The organism is Streptomyces sp. SID1328, from assembly GCF_009865595.1.
Classification (GTDB): domain Bacteria; phylum Actinomycetota; class Actinomycetes; order Streptomycetales; family Streptomycetaceae; genus Streptomyces; species Streptomyces griseoluteus.
Map to the genome: position 1 here is coordinate 1 of NZ_WWKH01000785.1, position 24,552 is coordinate 24,552.

23 protein-coding genes and 1 pseudogene are annotated in these 24,552 nt (G+C 71.3%); 14 read left to right on the top strand and 10 right to left on the bottom strand.

What is annotated here, in order from left to right; genetic code table 11:
• The 5 genes and pseudogenes from GT030_RS25060 to thpD all read left to right on the top strand — a co-directional run.
• Positions 1-150 (top strand): annotated as a pseudogene (locus tag GT030_RS25060) (alanine--glyoxylate aminotransferase family protein); the annotation flags it as partial.
• Between the two features lie 317 nt (positions 151-467).
• Positions 468-986, top strand: coding sequence for a diaminobutyrate acetyltransferase (gene ectA, locus GT030_RS25065; RefSeq protein WP_161203043.1), 519 nt, complete (start codon positions 468-470; stop codon positions 984-986).
• 23 nt (positions 987-1,009) lie between these two features.
• Positions 1,010-2,281, top strand: a complete 1,272-nt coding sequence (gene ectB / locus GT030_RS25070; protein ID WP_161203044.1) for a diaminobutyrate--2-oxoglutarate transaminase — start codon at positions 1,010-1,012, stop codon at positions 2,279-2,281.
• Between the two features lie 52 nt (positions 2,282-2,333).
• On the top strand, positions 2,334-2,738 hold the full coding sequence (locus GT030_RS25075) for an ectoine synthase (protein ID WP_030815454.1): 405 nt from the start codon (positions 2,334-2,336) through the stop codon (positions 2,736-2,738).
• 5 nt (positions 2,739-2,743) lie between these two features.
• Positions 2,744-3,643, top strand: a complete 900-nt coding sequence (gene thpD / locus GT030_RS25080) for an ectoine hydroxylase (RefSeq protein ID WP_161203045.1) — start codon at positions 2,744-2,746, stop codon at positions 3,641-3,643.
• A gap of 77 nt (positions 3,644-3,720) precedes the next feature.
• Here the strand turns inward: thpD and GT030_RS25085 are convergent, their stop codons facing one another.
• The 5 genes from GT030_RS25085 to GT030_RS25105 all read right to left on the bottom strand — a co-directional run bounded on the left by GT030_RS25085 (position 3,721) and on the right by GT030_RS25105 (position 8,364).
• Entirely contained in the window at positions 3,721-4,782 is a 1,062-nt protein-coding gene (locus tag GT030_RS25085; protein ID WP_161203046.1) for an aminotransferase class V-fold PLP-dependent enzyme, read from the bottom strand.
• A 76-nt stretch (positions 4,783-4,858) separates the two neighbouring features.
• A complete protein-coding gene (locus GT030_RS25090) occupies positions 4,859-5,578 on the bottom strand; it encodes a DsbA family oxidoreductase (protein WP_161203047.1) in 720 nt (239 codons plus the stop codon).
• Positions 5,579-5,652: 74 nt separating this feature from the next.
• Positions 5,653-6,156: a GNAT family N-acetyltransferase gene (locus GT030_RS25095; RefSeq protein WP_202460535.1), complete on the bottom strand. Its 504-nt coding sequence runs from the start codon at positions 6,154-6,156 to the stop codon at positions 5,653-5,655.
• A gap of 46 nt (positions 6,157-6,202) precedes the next feature.
• On the bottom strand, positions 6,203-6,811 hold the full coding sequence (locus GT030_RS25100) for a DUF1349 domain-containing protein (RefSeq protein WP_161203048.1): 609 nt from the start codon (positions 6,809-6,811) through the stop codon (positions 6,203-6,205).
• Positions 6,812-6,837: 26 nt separating this feature from the next.
• On the bottom strand, positions 6,838-8,364 hold the full coding sequence (locus GT030_RS25105) for an aldehyde dehydrogenase (NADP(+)) (RefSeq protein WP_161203049.1): 1,527 nt from the start codon (positions 8,362-8,364) through the stop codon (positions 6,838-6,840).
• Positions 8,365-8,537: 173 nt separating this feature from the next.
• Between GT030_RS25105 and GT030_RS25110 the strand changes: the two genes are divergently transcribed.
• Both GT030_RS25110 and GT030_RS25115 read left to right on the top strand, forming a co-directional pair.
• Positions 8,538-9,311: an IclR family transcriptional regulator gene (locus GT030_RS25110; protein WP_161203050.1), complete on the top strand. Its 774-nt coding sequence runs from the start codon at positions 8,538-8,540 to the stop codon at positions 9,309-9,311.
• Positions 9,312-9,416: 105 nt separating this feature from the next.
• On the top strand, positions 9,417-10,874 hold the full coding sequence (locus GT030_RS25115) for a penicillin-binding transpeptidase domain-containing protein (RefSeq protein WP_161203051.1): 1,458 nt from the start codon (positions 9,417-9,419) through the stop codon (positions 10,872-10,874).
• Positions 10,875-10,906: 32 nt separating this feature from the next.
• Here the strand turns inward: GT030_RS25115 and GT030_RS25120 are convergent, their stop codons facing one another.
• From GT030_RS25120 to GT030_RS25130, 3 genes are all read right to left on the bottom strand, one after another.
• Positions 10,907-11,704, bottom strand: coding sequence for an HAD family acid phosphatase (locus GT030_RS25120; protein WP_161203052.1), 798 nt, complete (start codon positions 11,702-11,704; stop codon positions 10,907-10,909).
• 172 nt (positions 11,705-11,876) lie between these two features.
• On the bottom strand, positions 11,877-12,464 hold the full coding sequence (locus tag GT030_RS25125; protein WP_161203053.1) for a TIGR03086 family metal-binding protein: 588 nt from the start codon (positions 12,462-12,464) through the stop codon (positions 11,877-11,879).
• Between the two features lie 80 nt (positions 12,465-12,544).
• A complete protein-coding gene (locus tag GT030_RS25130) occupies positions 12,545-13,696 on the bottom strand; it encodes a hypothetical protein (protein ID WP_161203054.1) in 1,152 nt (383 codons plus the stop codon).
• Positions 13,697-13,922: 226 nt separating this feature from the next.
• On the opposite strand from GT030_RS25130, the gene GT030_RS25135 reads away from it, so the two are divergent.
• From GT030_RS25135 to GT030_RS25165, 7 genes are all read left to right on the top strand, one after another.
• Positions 13,923-14,732, top strand: a complete 810-nt coding sequence (locus GT030_RS25135) for an NAD(P)-dependent oxidoreductase (protein WP_161203055.1) — start codon at positions 13,923-13,925, stop codon at positions 14,730-14,732.
• Positions 14,733-15,009: 277 nt separating this feature from the next.
• Positions 15,010-15,780 carry a DeoR/GlpR family DNA-binding transcription regulator gene (locus tag GT030_RS25140; protein ID WP_161203056.1) on the top strand — a complete coding sequence of 257 codons (771 nt, stop codon included), beginning with the start codon at positions 15,010-15,012 and terminating at the stop codon, positions 15,778-15,780.
• Between the two features lie 99 nt (positions 15,781-15,879).
• Positions 15,880-17,250 (top strand): sugar ABC transporter substrate-binding protein, encoded by a 1,371-nt coding sequence (locus GT030_RS25145; RefSeq protein ID WP_161203057.1) that lies wholly within the window; start codon positions 15,880-15,882, stop codon positions 17,248-17,250.
• The gene (locus GT030_RS25150; protein ID WP_161203058.1) at positions 17,247-18,182 is read left to right on the top strand and encodes a sugar ABC transporter permease; all 936 of its coding nucleotides are present in this window, start codon (positions 17,247-17,249) and stop codon (positions 18,180-18,182) included. Before GT030_RS25145 ends, GT030_RS25150 begins: the two co-directional genes overlap by 4 nt.
• Complete coding sequence (locus tag GT030_RS25155; RefSeq protein WP_161203059.1) at positions 18,179-19,033, top strand: carbohydrate ABC transporter permease; 855 nt, start codon at positions 18,179-18,181, stop codon at positions 19,031-19,033. The genes GT030_RS25150 and GT030_RS25155 overlap by 4 nt, the downstream gene beginning before the upstream one ends.
• Entirely contained in the window at positions 19,030-20,019 is a 990-nt protein-coding gene (locus GT030_RS25160) for a zinc-dependent alcohol dehydrogenase family protein (protein WP_161203060.1), read from the top strand. Before GT030_RS25155 ends, GT030_RS25160 begins: the two co-directional genes overlap by 4 nt.
• A 241-nt stretch (positions 20,020-20,260) precedes the next feature.
• Positions 20,261-21,430, top strand: coding sequence for a TerD family protein (locus tag GT030_RS25165; RefSeq protein ID WP_161203061.1), 1,170 nt, complete (start codon positions 20,261-20,263; stop codon positions 21,428-21,430).
• 7 nt (positions 21,431-21,437) lie between these two features.
• Here the strand turns inward: GT030_RS25165 and dapA are convergent, their stop codons facing one another.
• Together dapA and GT030_RS25175 are read right to left on the bottom strand one after the other, a co-directional pair.
• The gene (gene dapA, locus GT030_RS25170; protein WP_161203062.1) at positions 21,438-22,352 is read right to left on the bottom strand and encodes a 4-hydroxy-tetrahydrodipicolinate synthase; all 915 of its coding nucleotides are present in this window, start codon (positions 22,350-22,352) and stop codon (positions 21,438-21,440) included.
• A gap of 76 nt (positions 22,353-22,428) precedes the next feature.
• Positions 22,429-24,252: an endonuclease/exonuclease/phosphatase family protein gene (locus GT030_RS25175; protein WP_161203063.1), complete on the bottom strand. Its 1,824-nt coding sequence runs from the start codon at positions 24,250-24,252 to the stop codon at positions 22,429-22,431.
• Positions 24,253-24,552 lie beyond the last annotated feature (300 nt).

Sequence of the window (24,552 nt, forward strand, 5' to 3'; positions counted from 1 at the left end):
GAGATGATCCGGGTGAACCACTACGGGCCCGACGCCACGGGGCAGGTGGTGCGCCGCGCGCTGGCGGCGCTGGGCACGGCACTGGCCGCACAGGGGCTGACGGTGGACCCGGAGGCGGCCATGGCGGCGGTGGACGAGTTCGTGCTCTGACCCCCGGCACCGACGAGCGGCCCGCGCGATTTCGCGCGGGTCGTTTTCTTTTCCGGCGACCGTTCCAGCCACTTATCCATATGACGTAAATTCCCCGTGAATTCAATCGTCCAGGCCCAGCCTTTTTCGCCTGCCCGGTTTTTGCAGAGCTAAACAACTTCGGTTTCCGACAGGTTTCCGCCCTGTGACACACTCCACACAGGGGACTTTTTGTCCAGGTTTAACCCAGGTCAAATCCGGCATACCGCCGAGAGGTCCAGACCCTCCCGAGATCACCGCCGTGCATTTCGCAATTCACCTCGCTAAATTCAGGCCGCATGACTTCCGCATCCGCCGACCTGCTCATCGACAGACCCGCGGTCACCGACGGCGCCGCACTCTGGCGTCTCGCCAAGGACTCGAAAACGCTCGACCTGAACTCCTCGTACAGCTATCTGCTGTGGTGCCGTGACTTCGCCGGCACCTCGGCGGTGGCGCGTGGCGCGGACGGCGAGCCGGTCGGGTTCGTCACCGGTTATGTCCGCCCGGACCGCCCGCACACGCTGCTCGTCTGGCAGGTGGCCGTGGACGGCTCCCAGCGCGGCAGGGGCATCGCCGCCGCGCTGCTGGACGGGCTGACCGCGCGGCTCGCCGCCGAGCAGGGCATCACGGACGTGGAGACGACCATCACCCCCGGCAACACCGCCTCCGAGCGGCTGTTCACCTCGTTCGCCGAGCGCCACGGCGCCGGGCTGACCCGCGAGGTGCTGTTTCCGGAGGAGCTGTTCCCCGACGGCCCGCACGACCCCGAAGTGCTGTACCGCATAGGCCCGCTGACCCACGTCCCGGCGCACTGACGTCCCCCGAGGAGCGAATCACCGTGACCATCACCCAGCCCGACCTGAGCGTCTTCGAGACCGTGGAGTCCGAGGTCCGCAGCTACTGCCGCGGCTGGCCCGTCGTGTTCGACCAGGCGCGGGGCAGCCGGATGTACGACGAGGACGGCCATGCCTACCTCGACTTCTTCGCCGGGGCCGGCTCACTCAACTACGGCCACAACAACCCGGTACTGAAACGGGCGCTGATCGACTATCTGGAGCGCGACGGGGTGACCCACGGCCTGGACATGTCGACCACGGCCAAGCGGACCTTCCTCCAGACCTTCCAGGACCTGGTGCTCCGGCCGCGTGACCTGCCGTACAAGGTCATGTTCCCGGGGCCGACGGGCACCAACGCGGTGGAGTCCGCGCTGAAGCTGGCCCGGAAGGTGAAGGGGCGCGAGGCGATCGTGTCCTTCACCAACGCCTTCCACGGCATGTCGCTGGGCTCGCTCGCGGTCACCGGCAACGCCTTCAAGCGGGCCGGCGCCGGCGTCCCGCTGGTGCACGGCACCCCGATGCCGTTCGACAACTACTTCGACGGCACCGTGCCGGACTTCCTGTGGTTCGAGCGGCTGCTGGAGGACCAGGGCTCCGGCCTGAACAAGCCCGCCGCGGTGATCGTGGAGACCGTGCAGGGCGAGGGCGGCATCAACGTGGCCCGGCCCGAGTGGCTGCGCGCGCTGAAGGAGCTGTGCGAGCGGCAGGACATGCTGCTGATCGTCGACGACATCCAGATGGGCTGCGGCCGTACCGGCCCGTTCTTCTCCTTCGAGGAGGCGGGGATCACCCCGGACATCGTCACGGTCTCCAAGTCGATCTCCGGCTACGGCCTGCCGATGTCGCTGTGCCTGTTCACGCCGGAGCTGGACATCTGGGAGCCGGGCGAGCACAACGGCACCTTCCGCGGCAACAACCCGGCGTTCGTCACCGCCACGGCCGCGCTGGAGACGTACTGGGCCGACGGCGCCGCGATGGAGAAGCAGACCCGCACGCGCGGCGAGCAGATCGAGCGCGAGCTGATCTCCATCACCGAGGAGAACCTCGCCGACGTGAAGGAGTACCGCGGGCGCGGGCTGGTGTGGGGCCTGGAGTTCCACCACAGCGACCGCGCGTCGCGAGTGGCCAAGCGCGCCTTCGAGCTGGGGCTGCTGATCGAGACGTCCGGCCCGCAGGGCGAGGTCGTCAAGCTGCTGCCCGCCCTGACCATCACCCCGGAGGAGCTGGACGAGGGCCTGAGCATCCTCGCCCGCGCCGTCCGGGAGACCGCCTGACCAGCCACACCAGCTAGACCGTCTGACCGGCTAGTAAAGAGGAGGAGACACCGTGATCGTCCGTTCGTTCAAGGACATCGAGGGCACCGACCGGCATGTGAAGGCCAAGTCGGGTACCTGGGAGAGCAAGCGCATCGTGCTCGCCAAGGAGCGGGTCGGCTTCTCCCTGCACGAGACGGTCCTGTACGCCGGGACCGAGACGTCCATGTGGTACGCCAACCACATCGAGGCCGTCGTCTGCACCGAGGGCGAGGCCGAGCTGACCGACCACGAGGACGGGCAGGTGTACACCATCACGCCCGGCACCATGTACCTGCTGAACGGGCACGAGCGCCACACGCTGCGGGTGAAGGAGGACTTCCGCTGCATCTGCGTGTTCAACCCGCCCGTCACCGGCCGGGAGGACCACGACGAGAACGGCGTCTACCCGCTGCTCACCGAGCCCGAGGAGGTGTGAGAACCATGACCACGCTCACCACCACCCCCACCGACCTGTACCCGAGCCGGGGCGCGACCGAGGTCCGCATCCCCCGCAAGGACCCGGTCGTCTGGGGTTCCCCGGACACGCCGGGCCCGATCCAGGCGGCCGAGCTGGAGGGGTTCGAGCGCGACGGCTTCCTCACCGTCGACCAGATCATCACCCCCGCCGAGGTGCAGGTCTACCGGCGTGAGCTGGACCGGCTGGTCGGCGACCCGGCGATCCGCGCCGACGAGCGCTCGATCGTGGAGCCGCAGTCCGGGGAGATCCGCTCCGTCTTCGAGGTGCACCGGCTCAGTGAGCTGTTCGCCAACCTCGTGCACGACGAGCGGGTGGTCGGCCGGGCCCGGCAGATCCTCGGCTCGGACGTCTACGTCCACCAGTCGCGGATCAACGTCAAGCCCGGTTTCGGTGCCAGCGGCTTCTACTGGCACTCGGACTTCGAGACCTGGCACGCCGAGGACGGCCTGCCCAACATGCGTACGGTGTCCGTCTCGATCGCGCTGACCGAGAACTACGACACCAACGGCGGCCTGATGATCATGCCCGGGTCGCACAAGACCTACCTGGGCTGTGCGGGCGCCACCCCGAAGGACAACTACAAGAAGTCGCTCCAGATGCAGGACGCGGGCACCCCGTCCGACGAGGCGCTGACCGAGATGGCCGGTGAGCACGGCATCCGCCTGTTCACCGGTGCGGCGGGCTCGGCCACCTGGTTCGACTGCAACTGCATGCACGGTTCCGGCGACAACATCACGCCGTTCCCGCGCAGCAACGTCTTCATCGTGTTCAACAGCGTGGAGAACACGGCGGTGGAGCCGTTCGCGGCGCCGGTGCGCCGGCCGGAGTTCATCGGGGCGCGGGACTTCACTCCGGTGCGGTAGCCCCCGCCCGGCCCCTTGTCACCGGGCCGGTGCCTCTTCGTGTGGGACGGGAGGCACCGGCCCGGTCATGTCCGGGTTCAGTCGGCCAGCGCGTCCAGCAGACGGTCGACGTCCGCCTCGGTGTTGTAGAGGTGGAAGGACGCGCGCAGGTTGCCCGCCCGGTCGGACACCTCGATGCCGGCGCGGCCCAGCTCCGGCTGGCGGGAGCCGAGACCCGGCACCGAGACGATCGCGGAGCCCGGCGCGGGCAGCGCCTCGTGGCCCAGCGCGGCGAGCCCGGCCCGGTAGCGGTCGGCCAGGGCCGTGTCGTGGGCGTGGATCGCGGGCACGCCCAGTTCCTCGACCAGTTCCAGGGAGCGGCGCAGCGCGGGGTAGCAGAACAGGGCGGGGCTGAGGTCGAACCGCCGTGCGGAACGCGCGAGTTCGGTGACGGGGCCGTAGCAGCTGTCCCAGGGCCGCTCGCCCGCGACCCAGCCCGCGAGCAGCGGGTCGAGCCCGCCGAAGTCCTCGGGGACGACGAAGAAGGCGACGCCGTGCGGGCCGAGCAGCCACTTGTAGGCCACCGACGCGGTGAAGTCCCACTCCCCCGCGTCCATCGGCAGCCACCCGGCCGCCTGGGAGAAGTCCACATACGTACGCGCGCCGTGGGTGCGGGCCGCCTCGCGCAGCGCGGGCAGGTCGGCCACCTTGCCGTCGGCGGACTGCGCGGCGCTGACGGCGACGAGCGCGGTGCCGGGGCGGACGGACTCGGCGATCCGCTCCACGGGCACCGCGCGCACCTTGAGGTCGCCCCGGACGTGGAAGGGGTTGGGCACGGAGGCGAAGTCGTCCTCGGCGGTGAGGACTTCGGCGCCGGACGGCAACGAGGCGGCGAGCACCCCGCCGTGCGCGGCGACCGAGGCGCCGAGCGCGACCCGCTCGACGGGGACCTGGGCGAGCCGGGCGTAGGCGGCCCGGCACGCCTCCACGTCGTCCCAGAGCGCGGTCAGCGGCTGCCCCTGCGCCCGCAGCAGGGCAGCGTCGTGCAGGGCGGTGACGGCGCGGGCGGGCAGCAGGCCGTTGCTGGCGGTGTTGAGGAAGGTGCCGGCCGGGGCGAACTCGGCGCGGACGAGGCTCTCGAACGTCTCCGTGGTCTCCATGACTCCACTGTGCGGCGCCCGGAAGCCGTCGTCCATCACGCATCTTTACAGGGTGTCCCCAAGCAACCCTTATGCGTCAGCCCTGCTGGGGCACCGCGCAGCCGTCGGGACCACAGGTGCCGGCGTCGTCCCCCGTGACCGCCTTCAGCGGGGAGCGGTCGCCCCACGCCTGGGTGAGGGCCTGGGTGAAGACCTCGGCGGGCTGGGCGCCGGAGACGCCGTAGGTGCGGTCGAGGACGAAGAAGGGGACGCCGTTCGCGCCGAGCTGGGCGGCCTCGCGCTCGTCGGCGCGGACCTCGTCGGCGTAGGCGGTGGGGTCGGCGAGGACCGCGCGGGTGGCGTCGGCGTCCAGGCCGGCCTCGGTGGCCAGCTGCACCAGGTGGTCGTCGCCGCCGGTGAACACCGACTGGTCGTCGGCGAAGTTGGCCCGGTACAGCCGGTCGAGCAGCGCCTCCTGCCTGCCCTGCTCCTTGGCGAAGTGCAGCAGGCGGTGCAGGTCGAAGGTGCTGCCGTGGTCGCGGCCGCGGGTGCGGTAGTCGAGGCCCTCGGCGGCGGCCTGGGCGCCGAGGTTGTCCTCGCCGGCCTCGGCCTGCGCCGCGCTCATGCCGTACTTCCGGGTCAGCATGTCGAGCACCGGCTGTACGTCGCCCTTGGCGCGGCCGGGGTCCAGCTCGAAGGAGCGGTGCACGACCTCGACCTGGTCCCGGTGCGGGAACGCGGCGAGCGCCTTCTCGAAGCGTGCCTTGCCGACGTAGCACCAGGGACAGGCGATGTCGGACCAGATCTCGACGCGCATCTTCAGGGCTCTCTTCCGCTCGTACCGGGCGGGGACTCTCTCCGCCCGGTACGTGAACGTTCAAGCAGCTTGGTTCATTCCCCCGGCGGGGTCCAGCGCAGGAACAGGTGGTGGTCGTCCGCGGCGGGCGGGCGCTCCGGGTCGGGCACCCAGCCCTGGCGGGTGTAGAACGCCTGGGCGCGCCGGTTGTCCACGTGCACGTCGAGCACGGCGGTCCGCCTGCCCCCGGCGAGCCATCGCTCGACGCAGGCGGCGTGCAGGGCGCCGCCGAGGCCCGCGCGCCAGTGGTCCGGCGAGACGTGGAACTGGTACAGCTTCACCGTGTCCGCCGGCTCCCCCTCCGGGGTGCGGAAGGAGGCGACGGCGACGATCCCCCCGTCCCGCACCCCGCACAGCACCTCCCCGTCCGGCCGCTCGATGGACCCGCGCCAGGCATCCGTCCAGTCGACGCCGGACGGCGGCAGCCCGTCCGGGTAGTACGTCGCCCGGGCCCGCGCGTGCAGGGCGGCGACGGCCTCGGCCTCACCGGGCTCGGCGGTACGGATCACCAGGGCGCCTGCTGGCTCGTGACTGATCATGAGGTTCAGGACGCTCCCCGGCACGGGTGAGGTTCCGCCCCCGTGCTCAGCTCCCGTCGCGCAGGTCGGCGGGCCAGGCGGGCCGGAACTCCAGGTGGTCGTACGTCACCACGCAGCCCTCGCCGAGCGGTGACTGGGTCATGAAGCCGATCAGGGCGGCGCCGGTCTCCTTCTCGTCGCCGAGGGTGAAGAGGCGGACGAAGGTCCAGCGTTCGCCGTCGCGGGAGGCGTGGAAGGCCAGCGCGCGGCCGGTGCGGCTCACCCGGAGCCAGACGGAACTTCCGGGCACGGTGAAGGAGTTGGCGTCGTCGGAGTGGCCCCGGGTGACCACCGTGCAGATGGTGGGCACGTCCGGGGAGTTCTCCAGGCAGAGCTTGGCCCAGGCCCGGTCGCCGACGTGGACGTAGAGCACCCCGGCGTCGAAGGCGGCGTTGAAGCCGACCGTGACGCGGGCGATCAGCTGGAAGTCGCCCTCGGGCGAGCCGAGCAGCCGGGGTGCGTCGGCGGCCGGGTCCAGCGCCTCCCCGGTCGGCGTGACGAACCGGTCCTGCCGGGGCCCGGCCCAGCCGGTGAGCACCCCCTTCTCGTACGACCAGTGCCCGTCCGGGCCGTACGTCCGCAGGGGGAAGGGGAGTTCGGGAAGCTCTATGTCCATCGGGCGATTCTCGCAGCCGTCGTGCGTCAGCGTTCGAGGACTCCGTCGTACCGCCGGGGCAGCCCGAGCGGGTTGCCGTCGCGCAGCTCGGGCGGGAGCAGGGGCTCGGGCGTGTTCTGGTAGGCGACCGGGCGCAGCCAGCGTTCGACGGCGGTGCCGCCGACCGAGGTCGAGGTGGAGGTGGTGGCGGGGTAGGGGCCGCCGTGGTGCTGGGCCGGGGCCACCGCGACCCCGGTCGGCCAGCCGTCGACCAGGACCCGGCCCGCCAGCGGGGTCAGCCGGGCCAGCAGCGCGGCCGCGTCCCCCTCTCCCGCCGCCTCGGCCGGGGAGAGCTGCACGGTCGCGGTGAGACTGCCCGGCAGCCGCTCCAGTACGGCGGTCAGCTCGTCCTCGTCCGCGTAGCGGGCCACCACGGTGACCGGACCGAAGCATTCCTCCAGCAGCAGTTCGTGCGCGCCCTCGGTGAGCCGGGCCGCGGGCACGGTGAGGAAGCCCGCGCTGACCGTGTGCGCCCCGGCCGCGCCCGGCGTGACGGGTGAGTCCACCTCGGGCAGGGCCGTGCGTTCGCCGACGCCCGCGACGAAGGCGTCCCGCATGCGGTGGTCGAGCAGTACGCCGGGCTCGGTGTCGCTGACCGCGTCGGTGAGCGCCTTGACCAGGCCGTCGCCGTGGGCCCCGGCGGGCACCAGCACCAGGCCGGGCTTGACGCAGAACTGGCCGACGCCGAGGGTCATGGAGCCGGCGAGTCCCGCGCCGATGTCCTGGGCACGCTCGGCGGCCGCGTCCTCGGTGACCACCACCGGGTTGAGCGAGCCGAGTTCGCCGTGGAACGGGATCGGCACCGGACGCGCGGCGGCCGCGTCGAACAGGGCCCGGCCGCCGCGCACCGACCCGGTGAAGCCCGCGGCGGCGACCAGGGGGTGCCGGATCAGATCGACGCCCGCGGTGAAGCCGTGCACCAGGCCGACCACGCCCGCGGGCAGCCCGTGTGCGGTGGCGGCCCGGCGCAGCACCTTGGCGACCAGCTCGGACAGCGCCGGGTGGTCGGGGTGGGCCTTGACCACGACGGGGCAGCCCGCCGCGAGCGCGCTCGCGGTGTCGCCGCCCGCGACGGAGAAGGCGAAGGGGAAGTTGGAGGCCGCGTAGACGGCCACCACGCCGAGCGGGATCTTCCAGCGGCGCAGGTCCGGCACGGGCGGGGTGGCGGCCGGGTCGGGGTGGTCGATGACGACGTCCAGGAAGGCGCCCTCGTCGACCAGGTCGGCGAAGGCCCGCAACTGGTAGGCGGTGCGGGCGAGTTCGCCGGTGAGCCGGACCGGGCCGAGGGCGCTCTCCGCGTCGGCCACCTCGATCAGCAGCGCACTCACCGCCTCCAGGCCGGTGGCCGCCTCGCGGAGGAAGGCGGCGCGCACGGTGCGGTCCGCGAGGGCGTCGCGCGCGGCGTGCGCCTCCCGGACGGTGGCGTCCACCTCGTCGGCGGTGGCCTCCACCGCGACCTGCTCCCGGTGCTTCCCCGTACGCGGGTCGACACTCCAGACTGGTGCTGCTGTCACCGCGGTTCCCTCCAGACAAGGCCGCACTGCGGGGATTCGGCCACCGGCTCGTTCGATATGCTGAACGCCGTCTCCGATGGTGAATGAGCTGTTCGGAGACTATAGGGGCGGGGGGCTTGCTCAACAGGGGTCCGCGGCCTTGGGGCGACGGCCGAGCGAAGGGTCCAGGAGCGATGACGGCAGCCGAGACGGGCGGCGGGGCGCAGGTCAAGTCCGCGGTGCGGACAGTGGAGTTGCTGGAGTACTTCGCGGGGCGCCCCGGCATGCACTCCCTGGCGGACGTGCAGGAGGCCGTCGGCTATCCCAAGTCCAGCCTGTACATGCTGCTGCGGACGCTGGTGGAGCTCGGCTGGGTGGAGACGGACGCGACCGGCACCCGGTACGGCATCGGGGTACGGGCGCTGCTGGTCGGCACCTCCTACATCGACGGCGACGAGGTGGTCGCGGCGGCCCGGCCCGCGCTGGACCGGCTCGCGGACGAGACCACGGAGACCATCCACCTGGCCCGGCTGGACGGCACCAACGTGGTCTACCTGGCCACCCGCCAGTCCCAGCACTACCTGCGCCCCTTCACCCGCGTCGGCCGCCGGCTCCCCGCGCACTCGACCTCGCTGGGCAAGGCACTGCTCGCCACGCACACCGACGACCAGGTACGGGCGCTGCTGCCCGAGAAGCTCCCCGCGCTCACCGAACACACGGTGACCGACCGGGAGGAGCTGATCGCCGAGCTGCACCGCATCCGCGAGCAGGGCTATGCCGTGGACCGCGAGGAGAACACCCTCGGCCTGCGCTGCTTCGGCGTCGCCGTGCCGTACCGCACCCCGGCCCGCGACGCCGTGAGCTGCTCGGTCCCGGTGGCCCGGCTCACCCCGGCGCACGAGCAGATGATCAAGGACGCGCTGCTGGACGCGCGCGACCGGCTGACGCTGGCGACGCGGCGGTTGTGAGGGGTCGCCGCGCACACGACATCGGCACCGAAAATCTGAACATGTGATGAGAACCGCGTCGGGAAGGGAACGGAACCGGCGGTCCGGCTCGTCTTCCCCTGCGCCATGAACAAGACGATCAGGCGCGCCGCCGTCTTCTCCCTGCTGCTCGTACTCGCCCTGCTGATCCGGGCGACCTGGGTGCAGTTCTACGACGGCAAGGCCCTCGCGGACGCCCCCGAAAACCGCCGGAACGCCATCGGCACCTACTCCCGCCCGCTCGGCGACATCGTCGTGGCCGGTAAAGCGGTCACCGGTTCCGGCCGGGTCGGCGGCAGCGACCTCGCGTACAAGCGCACCTACACCGACGGACCGCTGTACGCGGCGGTCACCGGCTACGCCTCGCAGGCGTACGCCCCCACGCAGCTCGAGGGCGTCTACGCCGACCTGCTCAACGGCACGGACCCCCGGCTGCGCACCGTCATGGACACGGTCACCGGGCGGCGGGCCGATCCGGGCAACGTGATCACCACGATCGACCCGGCCGTGCAGAAGGCCGGTGCCCGGGCGCTGGGCGGCAACAAGGGCGGGGCGGTGGCGATCGACCCGAAGACCGGCAAGATCCTCGCCATGGTCTCGACGCCGTCCTACGACCCCTCGGCGCTGACCGCCGCGAACACGGCGGGGACGGCCTGGCAGAAGCTCACCACCGACAAGGAGAAGCCGCTGGTCAACCGGGCGATGCGGCAGCCGCTGCCGCCCGGCTCGACGTTCAAGCTGGTTGTCGCCGCGGCCGCGCTGGAGGACGGGCTGTACCCGGACGTGGACCGGCCCACCGACAGCCCGGTGCCCTACACCCCGCCGGGCACCACCCGCGAGCTGCCGAACGAGAACACCGCCGCGCCCTGCGAGAACGCCCCGATCCGGGTGGCGCTGCAGTACTCCTGCAACAACGTCTTCGGCAAGCTCGCCGTCGACCTCGGTCAGGACAAGGTGCGGGCCATGGCCGAGAAGTTCGGCTTCGACGACGACAAGCTGGACGTCCCGGTGCGGGCCTACCCGAGCGTGTATCCGGCCCATATGGACAAGGCGCTCACCGCGTTGTCGGGCATCGGGCAGTACGACGTCACCGCCACGCCGCTCCAGATGGCCATGGTGTCCTCCGCCATAGCGAACGGCGGGGAACTGGTCTCGCCCCATATGGTGTCTCAGCTCACCACGGGCGACGGCGATGTGCTGCAGGACTTCGGGGACGCGGACCGGAAGCGGATCGTCAGCGCCCGCACCGCCGAACAGCTCCAGTCCGCGATGCAGACGGTGGTGCGGGACGGCACCGGCCGGAACGCGCTCATCGACGGGGTGACGGTCGGCGGCAAGACCGGCACCGCCCAGCACGGCCCCAACAACAGCGAGACGCCGTACGCCTGGTTCACCGCGTACGGCAAGTCGGACAGCACCGGTCAGGAGGTCGCCGTGGCGGTGATGGTCGAGCAGTCCGGCGCGGCCCGCTCGGAGGTCAGCGGCAACGGGCTCGCGGCTCCGGTGGCCCGGGCGATGATGGCGGCGGCGCTCAAGCGGAGCTGAGCGCCGCCGCCGTCAGGGTCGGCGGGGGTCCGTCAGGAGACGAAGTACGTCGGGTTGGGCAGCTTGTACGTGCGGTCGGCGTAGCCGCCGTCCAGGTCGGAGTACTGGTCGCCGAAGTTGGCGATGATCTCGTACCCGAGGTCCTGCTCGATGTGCTTGCGGGTGCCGCCCTTGTACTGGACGGTGGTGCAGGTCCAGGTACCCGGCGTGGCGCAACCGGACAGGTAGGCGGGCGGGTTGGCCTTGTCCTTGAGGAACATGTGGCCGGCGTCCAGGTTGACGTCGGCGCCGACCTTCTTCAGGTTCTCCACCGCACCGGCGCGCTGGGACTCGCTCAGGCCGGAGTTGTAGAACACGGTCACACCCTTGGCGGCGGCGTACCGCACCAGCTCCGGGCTGCCGAACACCTCGGGGCGGTCGGCGCGGTTCACGTAGTCGTTCCAGGTGGCCGAGTCGTACGTGTAGTTGTAGCGCTTCTCGTAGTCGAGGCTCAGCAGCAGGGTGTCGTCGATGTCGAACACCACGGCCGGCTTCTCGCCCCGGTGGTGGGCCTTGCGGGCCGCCTTGTCGATGTACCGCTCGGCGTCGGCGTCGATCCGCGCCAGGTCCTTGGCGTACGGGCTGGTGGGCGACGCCTGGTACTTGCCCGCACTGTCGGCGGTGGTGCCGTAGTAGGTGTCGATGTCCTTCACCAGGAGCCCGATGTTGTACGGCTCGTGCGTGGAGTTCGCCGTCGACTGCCCGGCAGTGGCCGCCCCGGCGCCGTACAGCGCACCTCCGGCAAGCGCACAGGCGGCGGTGGCGGCCGCGATCCGCAGTGATTTATGCATGACAGGTGTTCTACGCGCGTAAGCGCTGCCGCGCGACGGGTGTTGCAGGATCGAGATCAAGCCAGGCCCTGCCGACGGGGACGGGGTGTACCCGGCGGGTCGGCCCGGGCACACGCCTCGCGGTGGGCGTTGTGCCCGGGGTGCTGGAGAGGGGGCTCGTGGGGAGCGACTCCTACGCCCGCCACTCCGGGTCGCGGCCGCTCAGGCCCACCGCTCGGTCCAGGAGAGGGGCCTTTGGTGGGACCGGGACCACCGGGCCGAAGAGGCCGTCGCCTCGGCCGGGGTCTTCGGCCGCTGCGAGGAGGAAACCGTAGGCGGAGGCCAGGGCGGGGAGGTCGGGGGTGTATTCGAGGTCCAGGGCGCGGGACAGGTCCCAGCCGTGGATGACCAGTTCGTCGGCGGCCACGGCTCCCGCGATCTCACCGGGGAGGTCGACTCCGCCGGCGCGGGTCCGGCCGGTCCAGGCGGTGGGGTCGCGCCAGGCGTCGGCCAGTTCGTCCAGCGCCTTGGGGAGGTCCTCGCGCCAGCCGGGGGGCAGATCGGGGACGGTGGCGTTGGGGTTCGTGTCGGTCGTGGCGCCCAGGTCCTTGCGGGCGGCGTCACGGAAGGCGACGGACAGGTGCAGCAGGTGCCCCAGCAGGTTCCGTACCGGGGTGTCCGGGCACGGCGTCGGCGCCGAGAGCTGCTCATCGCTCACAGCCTCGGCCAGCCGCGCCACGATCCGGGCCTGCGGGCCGAGGTCCAGGGTCGAGTCGGTCATGTCGGTCTCCTAGGGGTGCGCACCGGGCGTACGAAGGGGGGACCGGCCGGAGTTCCGAAACTCATCGGCGCCCGGCCCGCTCACCACCCCGCGAGCCCCTCCCGTACCGCCGCCAGGTCCGTGTCCGAGGCCAGGCCCGCGTGGTACAGCCGCAGCTCGTTCGCCCCCTCCTCCCGCGCGCGCGCCGCGTCCGAGGCGAGGCGGGCAGGGTTTCCGCCCATGCCCGAGACCACCGTCAGGTTGGCCGCCAGGACCGTCCGCTCCCCCGCGTGCTCAGCGAACGGAGCCAGGCGGTGCACGCCGTCCACACAGGGGACGACCACACCGTCCGCCCGCGAGAGTATGTGTGCCGGGTCCACCCCCGCGTTCGCGCCGCAGTGGTACGAAACCGGGTCCGCGTGCAGCAGCACCCGGAAGCCCTCGGGGGCGGCCCCGCGCACCGCGGTGATCGCCTCCTCCTGGAGCGTGCGGGCCACCGACTCGCGCCACACCCGCGTAGCGGCAGCCGTCTCCGCGCCGAGCGCCCGCTCCACGTACTCCCAGTCCCCGTCCCCCGCCCCCCGCCACACCGGCTCCAGCGCGGCCCGGACGCCCTCGGCCAACTCCCCCGCGTCCAGCCCGTACCCCTCCCCGCAGGCCGCACAGAAGCACAGGGACATCAGGTACTGCGCCGCCTCCCCCAGCCGCACCCCGCCCGTCTTGTCGTGGGCGTGGAGATGCGCGAGGCCGTACCAGCCGAGGGACTCCAGTTCGGTACCGGTGGCGCCGGGGCGTACCGCCGCCTCGGCGGCGAGAGCGGTGAGGTAGGCGCGGACGCGGGGCTGGGCGATGCAGGGGGCCCAGGGGTACCGGTCGCCGTAGGCGTTGACGACGGAGGTGTCCGGATGCTCCGCGCCCAGCCGGGAGTTGTGCGCGAGGACGACCCAACTGTGCACCTCCAGGCCGGCGGAGACGAGCGCCGAGGCCGCCTCGCCGAAGGCGTCACCGGGGGCCCAGTCGCCGGCCGGGTGGGGCCGAAGATCGCGGTCGGCCCAGACATCGCCGGGGGGATACAGCACAGCCGCGTACTCCGCCGTGACGATCCGGTGGCGAGGATGCCGCGGGGTCAGCGCGCGGGTGGAGTGATAGGCGGCAGCCAAAGTCACCTGCGGGACCCCCAGCGAGGCGATCCGGCCGGGAGCCTCGGGGTCACCGTTGACGTCCCAGGGGTAGACGAAAGCCGACGCCCGCACGTGTCCTCCTCCGGCGGCCCGACCACACCACCAGGCAGCAGGCTGACCGGCGTCCGCATGCGTGAACGCTACGAGCCCCCGCCGAAGCGGTCAAGGTCACGCGCACCCCGCATCCACCAGCCAATTGACCGCATCCCTCAACCCACTTGACCCTCCCGAGCCCCCTCTCTAACTTCACCAGGTATGTGAACGCCCGTCATGGCCGGACCACGCAAGGAGACCCCCCATGCCCGCCCCCCGCACCCTCCTGCTCACCGGCGCCGCAGGCGGCCTGGGCACCCTGATGCGCTCCCTGCTCCCGGCCCACGGCTACGACCTCCGCCTCCTCGACGCCCGCCCCGTCCCCGACGCCCCGGACGCCGTCACCGCCGACCTCGCCGACCTCGACGCCCTGCGCGAAGCGGTACGCGGCACGGACGCGGTGCTGCACCTGGCCGGCATCTCCCTGGAGGCCCCGTTCGAGAAGATCCTGAAGGCCAACATCGAGGGCACGTACCACCTCTACGAGGCCGCCCGGCTGGAGGGCGTCCCCCGCGTGGTCTTCGCCTCCTCCAACCACGCGGTCGGCGACACCCCCGTCCCGGCACCGGAGGGCCCCCGCATCCCGGTGGACACCCCGCACCGCCCGGACACCTTCTACGGCCTCTCCAAGTGCTTCGGCGAGGACCTGGCCCAGCTCTACTGGGACCGGCACGGCATCGAGACCGTCTCCGTCCGCATCGGCTCCTGCTTCCCGGAGCCCACCAGCGTGCGGATGCTCTCGATCTGGCTCAGCCCCGCCGACGCGGCCCGCCTCTTCCACGCGGCCCTGACCGCCGAGGACGTGGGCCACACCGTGGTCTACGGCTCCTCCGCCAACACCCGCCTGTGGTGGGACCTCACCTCCGCCCGTACCCTCGGCTACACCCCCGAGGACGACTCCGAGCCGTACGCCGCGAAGCTCATCGCCGAGCAGGGAGAACTGGACCCCGCGAATCCGGCCCACGACCGCCTCGGCGGACACTTCCTCACCGACCCGCCGGTCTGGCCGTACTGACCCCACCACCGAACGTCTCCACGGCCGAAAAAGATCGCGGGCGGGCACCAAACGGGCCCGCCCGCGGTCGTGTTCGGTCACGTACTGCGCCCGCTCCCACCCCGGACCCCGCTGCCGCGCAGGTCCGAGGCGGGCGCGCCGGGACGTGATCGGGCACACACGGGCAGGATCGGGCGGGGAACAGGCCTGGTCAGCGCCGCGCGTCCGCTGTAGAACTTCCCCCAGGGCCCGAACGGGCATCCCAGCGGGCATCTCGATGACGAGAGCGGGTGACGACATGAACACCAGGACGGCCGAGGAACGCCAGCGCGAGATCGTGCGCGCGGCGCGGGCCACCGGTTCCGTCGACGTCACCGCGCTCGCCGACGAGCTGGGCGTGGCCAAGGAGACCATCCGGCGGGACCTGCGCGCACTGGAGGACCACGGGCTGGTGCGCCGCACCCACGGCGGCGCCTACCCGGTGGAGAGCGCCGCCTTCGAGACCACGCTCGCCTTCCGCGCCACCAGCCACGTCCCCGAGAAGCGCAGGATCGCGGCCGCCGCGGCCGAGCTGCTCGGGGACGCGGAGACGGTCTTCGTCGACGAGGGCTTCACCCCCCAGCTCATCGCCGAGGCCCTGCCGACCGGCCGGGCGCTGACCGTGGTGACCGCCTCGCTGCCCGTCGCGGGCGCCCTGGCGGAGGCCGAGAACGTGTCGGTCCTGCTGCTGGGCGGCCGGGTGCGGGCCGGCACGCTCGCCACGGTCGACCACTGGACGACCAGGATGCTGGCCGGCTTCGTGGTGGACCTCGCCTACCTCGGCGCCAACGGCATCTCCCGCGAACACGGTCTGACCACGCCCGACCCCGCCGTCGGCGAGGTGAAGGCGCAGGCCATCCGGGCCGCCCGGCGCACGGTCTTCGCCGGGGTGCACACCAAGTTCGGGGCCGTGAGCTTCTGCCGGTTCGCGGAGGTCGGCGCGGTGGACGCGATCGTCACGAGCACCCAGCTCCCGGCGGCCGAGGCCCATCGGTACTCCCTCCTGGGGCCACAGGTCATCCGGGTCTGACACAGCACCGCACCACACAGCTTTCCGCACCACCTCTCCCCCGAGGGCACCCGTACGCGCGGCCATGCCCTTCTGTCCCCATATATCCAGGAGCGATCCATGCGCACCCCGAGCCGACGGAGGCCGCGAACCGCATTCGCCATGGCCGCCGCAGGGACGCTGCTCGCCCCGCTTCTCTCCGGCTGCTGGGCCGGCGCGGGCGGGACCGGTTCCGGCGGCGATTCCATCAACGTACTGATGGTCAACAACCCGCAGATGACCGAGTTGCAGAAGCTGACCCGCGCCCACTTCACCAAGGAGACGGGCATCAAGGTCAACTTCACCGTGCTGCCCGAGAACGACGTCCGCGACAAGATCAGCCAGGACTTCGCCAACCAGGCCGGCCAGTACGACGTGGCCACGCTGTCCAACTACGAGATCCCGATCTACGCCCGCAACGGCTGGCTGCACGACATGGACGGCTATGTGGCGAAGGACAAGGCGTACGACGAGCAGGATGTGCTCAAGCCCATGCGCCAGTCGCTCACCGGCGACGACAGCAAGCTCTACGGGCAGCCGTTCTACGGCGAGTCGTCCTTCCTCATGTACCGCAAGGACATCTTCGCGGCCAAGGGCCTGAAGATGCCCGCGCATCCGACCTGGCAGCAGGTGGCCGAGCTCGCCGCGAAGGCGGACGGCGCCAAGCCCGGCATGAAGGGCATCTGTCTGCGCGGCCTGCCCGGCTGGGGCGAGGTCATGGCCCCGCTGACCACGGTGGTGAACACCTTCGGCGGCACCTGGTTCGACAAGGACTGGAAGGCCCGGCTGGACTCCCCCGAGTTCGGAAAGGCCGTCAAGTTCTATGTGGACCTGGTCCGCAGGCACGGCGAGTCCGGCGCCGCACAGTCCGGCTTCGCGGAGTGCCTGAACAACATGACCCAGGGCAAGACCGCCATGTGGTACGACGCCACCTCCGCGGCCGGACTCCTGGAGGGCAGCGGCTCCCCGGTCAAGGGCAAGCTCGGCTACGCCCCCGCCCCGGTGGAGAGGACCAAGTCCTCCGGCTGGCTCTACACCTGGGCCTGGGGCATCCAGCACGCCTCCCGCAACCCCGACAAGGCGTGGAAGTTCGTCTCGTGGGCCTCCGGCAAGCGGTACGAGCAGCTGGTCGGCGACACCAGCGGCTGGGCCAACGCCCCGGCGGGCAAGCGCGCCTCCACGTACGGCAACCCGGAGTACCGCAAGGAGGCCGCCTCCTTCCAGGAGATGACCAAGGAGGCCATCGAGAACGCCCGGCCCACCGACCCCGGCGTCCAGCCGCGCCCCGCGCCCGGCATCCAGTTCGTCGGCATCCCCGAGTTCACCGACCTCGGCACCAAGGTGTCCCAGCAGATCAGCGCGGCCATCGCCGGCCGCCAGTCGGTCGACTCGGCCCTGCGCAAGTCCCAGCAGCTCGCCGAGCAGATCTCCAAGGAGTACGAGGGACGATGACAGCGACGACAACGGCCCCGCTCGCGGCCGATTCCGCCCCCGCGGTCCGGCGTCCCCCGGCCCGGCTGCGGGCCTGGGCCACCCGCGCCCCGCTCCTGCCCGCCCTGGTCTTCATGATCGTCGTGACCCAGCTGCCGTTCGTGGCCACGCTGGTGATCTCGTTCTTCGACTGGAACGCGCTCTACCCCAAGGCCCGCCGCTTCACCTGGTTCGACAACTACCAGCAGGTGCTCACCGACGCCGACCTGCGCCACTCGGTGTGGGTCACCGCGCTGCTCACCGCCTCCGTGGTGGTGGCCAGCCTGGTCCTCGGACTGGCGCTGGCGCTGCTGCTGGACCGGAAGTTCAAGGGCCGGGGTGTGGTCCGCACCCTGCTGATCGCCCCGTTCCTGGTGGTCCCGGTGGCCGCCGCCCTGCTCTGGAAGCATGTGCTCTACAACCCGGAGTACGGTCTCCTCAATGGGTTGCTGCACTATGTGGGCGGCCCACAGCCGGACTGGGTCTCCCGCACCCCGCTGCTCGCGGTGGAGGCTTCGCTGGTGTGGCAGTGGACGCCGTTCATGATGCTGATCCTGCTGGCGGGACTGCAGAGCCGGGACCAGCAGCAGATCGAGGCCGCCCGGGTGGACGGGGCGAGCGACTGGCAGATCTTCCGCCACCTCACCCTCCCGCACCTGCGCCGCTACCTGGAACTGGGCGCCCTGCTGGGTTCCATCTACATCGTGCAGAACTTCGACGCGGTGTTCACGCTCACCTCCGGCGGCCTCGGCACCGCGAACCTGCCGTACACCGTGTACCAGAGCTTCTACCAGGCCCATGAGAACGGCCTCGCCTCGGCGGCGGGTGTCCTCGTCGTCATCGGCTCCATCGTCATCGCCACCTTCGCGCTGCGCGTGGTGTCGTCCCTGTTCCGCGAGGAGGTGTCCCGATGAGTTCCACCACCGCCACCCCTGCGCGGCGCACCCGGCGCAGTGGGCTCGGTCTGGGCCTGGTGGCCTGGCTGGCCGGCATCGTCTTCTTCCTGCCCATCGCCTGGATGGTCCTGACCTCGTTCCACTCCGAGGCGGACGCGGCCACCAATCCGCCGTCCTTCGCCGCGCCGCTCACCCTGGACGGCTACCGCGAGTTCTTCGGCGCGGCCGGCGGCGCCAGCCCCTGGCCTGCGTTGATCAACTCCACGGTGGCCTCCCTGGCCTCCACCCTGTTCGTGCTGGTGCTGGCCCTCCCGGCGGCGTACGCGCTCTCCATCCGGCCGGTGAAGAAGTGGACCGACGTCCTGTTCTTCTTCCTGTCCACCAAGATGCTCCCGGCCGTGGCGGGCCTGCTGCCGCTGTATCTGTTCGCCAAGAACGCCGGGCTGCTGGACAACATCTGGCTGCTGGTCGTCCTCTACACCTCGATGAATCTGCCGATCGCGGTGTGGATGATGCAGTCCTTCCTCGCCGAGGTGCCGGTCGCCGTCATCGAGGCGGCGCGGGTGGACGGGGCGCCGCTGCCGGTGATCCTGGCCCGCGTGGTCGCGCCGATCGCGCTGCCCGGCATCGCGGCGACCTCACTGATCTGCTTCATCTTCAGCTGGAACGAGCTGCTGTTCGCCCGTGTGCTGACCGGCGTGGTCGCGGAGACCGCGCCCGTCTTCCTGACCGGCTTCATCACCAGCCAGGGCCTGTTCCTGGCCAAGGTGTGCGCCGCGTCGCTCGTCGTCTCCCTGCCGGTACTCGCCGCGGGGTTCGCCGCCCAGGACAAGCTGGTCCAGGGCCTGTCGTTGGGAGCCGTGAAATGAAGGCCGCCGTCATCGAGTCCGTGGGCCGTGCCGTCGTCACCGAGGTCCCCGACCCGACACCGGGCCCGCGCGACGTGGTCGTGGAGGTCGCCGCGTGCGGGATCTGCGGTACCGATCTGCACATCCTCCAGGGCGAGTTCGCCCCTAAGCTGCCGATCGTGCCGGGGCACGAGTTCGCGGGCCAGGTGGTCGGGATCGGCAGCCAGGTCACCGAGGTCGCGGTCGGCGACCAGGTCGCGGTGGACCCGTCCCTGTACTGCTACGAGTGCCGCTTCTGCCGCGACGGCCACAACAACATGTGCGAGCGCTGGGCCGCGATCGGTGTGACCACGGCGGGCGGTGCCGCCCAGTACGCGGTCGCGCCCGTGGCCAACTGCGTGAAGCTGCCCGAGCACGTACGCCCCCAGGACGCGGCCCTCATCGAGCCGCTGTCCTGCGCGGTGCGCGGCTACGACATCCTCAACTCCCGCCTCGGTGCCCATGTCCTGATCTACGGCTCCGGCACCATGGGCCTGATGATGCTGGAGCTGGCCAAGCGCACGGGCGCGGCGAGCGTGGACATGGTCGACATCAACCCGGCCCGGCTGGAGACCGCCAGGCTGCTCGGTGTCTCGGGCTCGGCGGCCAACGCCGACGAGCTGGACCGGCCGCAGGGCTGGGAGATCGTGATCGACGCGACCGGCAACGCGGCGGCGATCCAGGACGGCCTGGGCCGGGTGGCCAAGGCGGGTACGTACCTCCAGTTCGGCGTGGCCGACTACGCGACGCGGGTGACGATCGACCCGTACCGCATCTACAACCAGGAGATCACCATCACCGGCTCCATGGCGGTGCTGCACAGCTACGAGCGGGCGGCGGAACTGTTCGCGAACGGCGTGCTGAACCCGGACGTCTTCATCAGCGACCGGATCGCCCTGGACAATTATCCGCAGGCGCTGGAGCAGTTCGCGGCGGGCGTCGGCCGGAAGATCGTCGTGACTCCCTGAGCCGTGCTTCTTCGGCAGGGCCCTGTTGACCGGGGGGGCGAGCGCGCGGGTGCTCGCCCCCCCGTGGGTCCCGCCCGGCACCCCCGGCCGGGCGGCCCGGGTAGCCCGGTCTCGCGGCCCACGCCGGGCTCCGTGCCCCGTGCGCATCTCCCCTCCGCGGCGCTCATGACCCGAACGGGGGTCTCGGTGCCGGGTAAGGGAACGGCAAAGTGGGCTCGTTCGTTCACCCGGCATGACCGCTATGACCCCTGGCTCCAACGTCCCGCTTCCGGCCGCCCGTGTGACGGTCGACGTGGCCGCACCGGTGCGGCTGGACGTGTCGGGCCTGCTGCTCGCCGCCGACGGCAAGGTGCGCTCCGACGACGACTTCATCTTCTACAACCAGCCGGCCGGACCCGGCGTGACCTACCGCTCGGGCGGCGGGTCCGCGCCGGACTCGATCACGGTCGACACCGGCGCGGTGCCGCCGGACATCGAGAAGATCGTCGTCACCGCGAGCCCGGACGCGGCGGGCCAGACCTTCCAGGGCATCGAGCCGACGGCCACGATCCGGGACGCGGACGGCGGCGCGGTCGTCGCCTCCTTCACCCCGCCCGCCCTCGGCGCCGAGACGGCCCTGGTGGTCGTGGAGATCTACCGGCGCAACGGCCAGTGGAAGGCCCGCGCGGTGGGCCAGGGGTACGCGAACGGGCTGGCGGGCATCGCGACGGACTTCGGCGTGACGGTGGAGGAACCGGCCCAGCAGGTCTCCGCGCCTCCGGTTCCCCAGACGCCGCCCGCTCCCCAGACGCCCCCCGCTCCCCAGGCACCCCCGGCCCCCACGCCGGGCGCGGGCAAGATCAACCTGGACAAGGGGCGGGTGAGCCTCCAGAAGAACCAGACGGTCTCCCTGGTCAAGGGCGGCGCCCCCCTCCTCTCCCGCGTCCAGATGGGCCTCGGCTGGGAGCCCGCCTACCGGGGCAAGGACATCGACCTCGACGCCTCGGTCATCGCCTACGGCCCGCAGCGCAACGCCGTCGACAGCTGCTACTTCGGCAAGCTCTCCATCCTGAACGGCGCCATCAAGCACTCCGGCGACAACCTCACCGGTGAGGGCGGCGGAGACGACGAGGTCATCACGGTCGACCTCGGCCGCATCCCCCCGGAGGTCAGCGGCCTGGTCTTCACCGTCAACTCCTTCTCCGGCCAGAAGTTCACGGAGGTCGCCAAGGCGTACTGCCGCCTGATCGACCCCACCTCCGGCGAAGAACTGGTCCGCTTCGACCTGACGTCGGCGGAGCCCCAGACGGGCGTCCTGATGGCCAAGCTCATCCGCCAGTACTCGGGCGAGTGGGACATGACCGCCCTGGGCGACTTCGTGAAGGCCCGCACGGTGCGGAACATGGTGAAGCCGGGGGGCGCGGCGCTGTGACAGAGGTCTAGGACGCCCGGCCGGGGCCCCTCACCGGGACCCCGGCCTCGTAAAGAGCCAGCAGCTCCGCCGTCGTCTCCGCGTCCGCCGCCAGCAGTGGTGCCCGTACCGGGCCCGCCGGGAGGTTCAAGGCGTTGAGGAGGGCCTTCGTCGTCACCGTGCCCGGCAGGTCCGAGGCCATCATCGCCTCGATCAACGGGGTCACGCGGGACTGGAGTTCGGCGGCCAGCGCCGTGTCACCCGCGTCGAACGCCGCCAGGATTCCCGCCACCTCCCCCGGCACCGCGTTGGCGACCGTGCTCACACAGCCCGCCGCCCCCACGGCGTACAGGGGAAGGATGTGTTCGTCGCACCCCGCGTAGTACGCCAACTCCGTTTCGGCCAGCACCTTCTGGGTGCCGAGGAAGTCGTAGGAGCAGTCCTTGACGGCCACGACGCGAGGGTGGGCCGCGAGGCGGATCATCGTGGACGGGGCGATGCGGGTGCCCGTGCGGCCGGGGATGTCGTAGAGCATCAGCGGCAGGCCGCTCGCGTCCGCGACCTGGCGGAAGTGGGCCTCGACGGCGGCCTGGTGGGGGCGGCTGTAGTACGGGGTGACGACGAGCGCCGCGTCGGCGCCCGCCTTCTCGGCCGCGAGGGTCAGTTCGACGGTGTGCCGGGTGTCCGCCGTGCCGACGCCCGCGACCAGCGGGACGGTGGGGCCCACGGCGGAGCGGACCGCCGCGATCAGCTCCCGCTTCTCCGCGTCGGTGGTGGTGGGCGACTCGCCCGTGGTGCCGTTCAGGACCAGCCCGTCGCAGCCCCCGGCCACCAGACGGGTGGCCAGGCGGGCCGCCCCGTCCACGTCGAGCGCGCCGCCCGACGTGAACGGGGTGACCATCGCGCAGAGCGTGCGGCCGAAGGGTGCGTTCCGTTGCCTCATGGTCGTAGTCTCGACACCACGACCGTGAAGCTCCACTTAAATCTGCTACGAGATGCAGCCAAGCAGATCTGAACAATCAGGGGCGGAAGCGCAGCACCTGCGGGTCGTGGTCGCTGATCTGGTCGTGGAACTCCGAGTTGATGTGCACGCTGTCGTACGCGAACGAGCCCCGCCGTATCGCCCTGCTGATCAGGATCTGGTCGAGCACCTGCGCGTTGCCCTGGTAGTCGTAGGTGTAACGCTCCCTGCGCGGCAGCGACTTGATCGCCGACCAGAGCTGCCCGTCACCTTCCAGGATCTTCGCGGTGTCGGAGAACTCGAAGTCGTTCATGTCCCCGAGCGCGATGACCTCCGCGTCCTTCTGCGCCGCGAGCAGGGACTTCACGAAGGTGTTGACCTCCGTCGCCTGCGCGTGCCGCTGCGTCTCCGAGCTGCGGACCACCGGCTGGTACTGCCCGGCCAACGGCTGGTCGCCGCCCTTGGAGTTGAGATGGTTGGCGATCACGAAGACCGTACGGCCGCGGAACACGAACTCCCCGGCCAGCGGCTTGCGGCTGTTGGCCCAGGCGGCGTTCGCCGGGTCGATACGGCCGGGCGACACGGTCAGCCGGGCCTTGCCGTTCTCCTTGGCGACGCCGACCGCGGTGGTGGAGTCACCGCCGGGGCGGTCGGTGAAGGAGACCCGCCCGGGGTTGAAGAGGAACACCTGCCGGATGTTGCCGCCCGGCTCGCCGCCGTCCTGCTTGTCGACGGGGTCGATGGAGCGCCAGTCGTAGCGCGGACCGCCCGCGGCCACGATCGCGTCGATCAGCTTGCCGACCGTCGCACCCGCGCTCACCGTGCCGTCGTCCTTGGCGCCGTTGTCGTCCTGGATCTCCTCCAGGGACACGATGTCGGGCGAGCGCAGGTTGTTCACGATCGCGGACGCGTGCGCGTCGAAGGTCTTGTCGGACGGGTCGAGGTTCTCGACGTTGTACGTCGCCACCGCCAGCTCGCCGGACGCCTGCTTGCGGGTCGTCTCCCGCTCCAGGCCCCCGCTCTCCAGCGTGCCGAGGGCGCTCGCCACCAGCGTGTAGCCGCCGAACTGGTTGAAGTCCAGCGGTCCGGTGGTGGTGCCGGCGAGGGTGTCACCGACGTTCGCCTGCGGGAAGTCCGCCGTCGCGCCGAGGGACTGGATCTGGAGGCGGCCGGTGTTCTGCGCGTCGTAGGAGCCGTACAGGGTGCCGCCCCGCTCGGTGCGGTGCTCCTTCGGCTTCACGGTGACCCACAGCTCGCTGTACGGGTCGGTGGCGGTGACCACGCGCGCGTCGCTGACCTGGACGTTCATGCCCTCCAGCGACTCGTAGTAGTCGAGGGCGTAGGTGGCGGGGGCGAGCGGCAGGGCGTTGATCGAGTTGTTCGCGGCCGGGTCGCCGGCCGGGGCGTAACGTTCCGGCACCGCGCGCTTGGTGATCACGACCGGCGCCGGGACCGGGTTGCCGGTGGAGAGGGTGGTGACGACGGGCTTGGTGATCTCGGTGACCGACTGGTTGCCCGAGGTGGTGCCGCCGGGCACGTACTCCGAGACGGTTCCGGTGACGGTGACCGAGTCGCCCACGGCGGCCTTCGGCGTGGAGCTGGTGAAGACGAAGACGCCCTCGCTGGTGGCCGGGTCGGCGTCCGGGTTCGGGTCCTGGAGCCAGAAGCCCTTGGACGAACCGTAGGTGCGTACGGCGGTGACCACGCCGGGCACGTCGGCGACCTGCTTGCCGGCGTACGGCGAGAGGCGGGTGGTGCCCTGGATGTCGTGGACGCGCACCGAGTCGGCGTGCGCGGGCGAGGTGGCGACGACGGCGGACGCGGCGCCGCAGACGGCGGCGACGGTGAGCGCGGCGAGACGCGCGGAAGTCCTGCTCGGCAAGGGGATTTCCTCCGGGAACGTGACGGAACGCCGGGACGGCAACGCACAGCAGCGTGCAGGGCTCGTCGCCCTCAGTGACACGCGTAGAGCCGAGTGAACAGTCGTTCCCCCACCTCTACGCGCGTCAATCTCGTGCCTCACGCCGGGAGTTGTCAAGGTTTCGGCCACGTACGAGGGGCAGCGGCGACCGGAACCGAGTGGTGCGCCGGCAAAGCCGTCTACGCTGAGGGGTTGAGTGCTTTCCCGGTCCGAGGAGAACCAGCCGATGTCAGACAGCTCCCCCCTTCCGCCCGTACGGCT

Excerpts from the sequence above, each read along its gene's own strand:
- ectA (WP_161203043.1), top strand. The coding sequence starts at position 468 with ATGACTTCCGCATCCGCCGACCTGCTCATCGACAGACCCGCGGTCACC.
- thpD (WP_161203045.1), top strand. The coding sequence starts at position 2,744 with ATGACCACGCTCACCACCACCCCCACCGACCTGTACCCGAGCCGGGGC.
- GT030_RS25085 (WP_161203046.1), bottom strand. The coding sequence starts at position 4,782 with ATGGAGACCACGGAGACGTTCGAGAGCCTCGTCCGCGCCGAGTTCGCC.
- GT030_RS25090 (WP_161203047.1), bottom strand. The coding sequence starts at position 5,578 with ATGCGCGTCGAGATCTGGTCCGACATCGCCTGTCCCTGGTGCTACGTC.
- GT030_RS25095 (WP_202460535.1), bottom strand. The coding sequence starts at position 6,156 with ATGATCAGTCACGAGCCAGCAGGCGCCCTGGTGATCCGTACCGCCGAG.
- GT030_RS25100 (WP_161203048.1), bottom strand. The coding sequence starts at position 6,811 with ATGGACATAGAGCTTCCCGAACTCCCCTTCCCCCTGCGGACGTACGGC.
- GT030_RS25110 (WP_161203050.1), top strand. The coding sequence starts at position 8,538 with ATGACGGCAGCCGAGACGGGCGGCGGGGCGCAGGTCAAGTCCGCGGTG.
- GT030_RS25115 (WP_161203051.1), top strand. The coding sequence starts at position 9,417 with ATGAACAAGACGATCAGGCGCGCCGCCGTCTTCTCCCTGCTGCTCGTA.
- GT030_RS25120 (WP_161203052.1), bottom strand. The coding sequence starts at position 11,704 with ATGCATAAATCACTGCGGATCGCGGCCGCCACCGCCGCCTGTGCGCTT.
- GT030_RS25125 (WP_161203053.1), bottom strand. The coding sequence starts at position 12,464 with ATGACCGACTCGACCCTGGACCTCGGCCCGCAGGCCCGGATCGTGGCG.
- GT030_RS25135 (WP_161203055.1), top strand. The coding sequence starts at position 13,923 with ATGCCCGCCCCCCGCACCCTCCTGCTCACCGGCGCCGCAGGCGGCCTG.
- GT030_RS25140 (WP_161203056.1), top strand. The coding sequence starts at position 15,010 with ATGAACACCAGGACGGCCGAGGAACGCCAGCGCGAGATCGTGCGCGCG.
- GT030_RS25145 (WP_161203057.1), top strand. The coding sequence starts at position 15,880 with ATGCGCACCCCGAGCCGACGGAGGCCGCGAACCGCATTCGCCATGGCC.
- GT030_RS25150 (WP_161203058.1), top strand. The coding sequence starts at position 17,247 with ATGACAGCGACGACAACGGCCCCGCTCGCGGCCGATTCCGCCCCCGCG.
- GT030_RS25155 (WP_161203059.1), top strand. The coding sequence starts at position 18,179 with ATGAGTTCCACCACCGCCACCCCTGCGCGGCGCACCCGGCGCAGTGGG.
- GT030_RS25160 (WP_161203060.1), top strand. The coding sequence starts at position 19,030 with ATGAAGGCCGCCGTCATCGAGTCCGTGGGCCGTGCCGTCGTCACCGAG.
- GT030_RS25165 (WP_161203061.1), top strand. The coding sequence starts at position 20,261 with ATGACCCCTGGCTCCAACGTCCCGCTTCCGGCCGCCCGTGTGACGGTC.
- dapA (WP_161203062.1), bottom strand. The coding sequence starts at position 22,352 with ATGAGGCAACGGAACGCACCCTTCGGCCGCACGCTCTGCGCGATGGTC.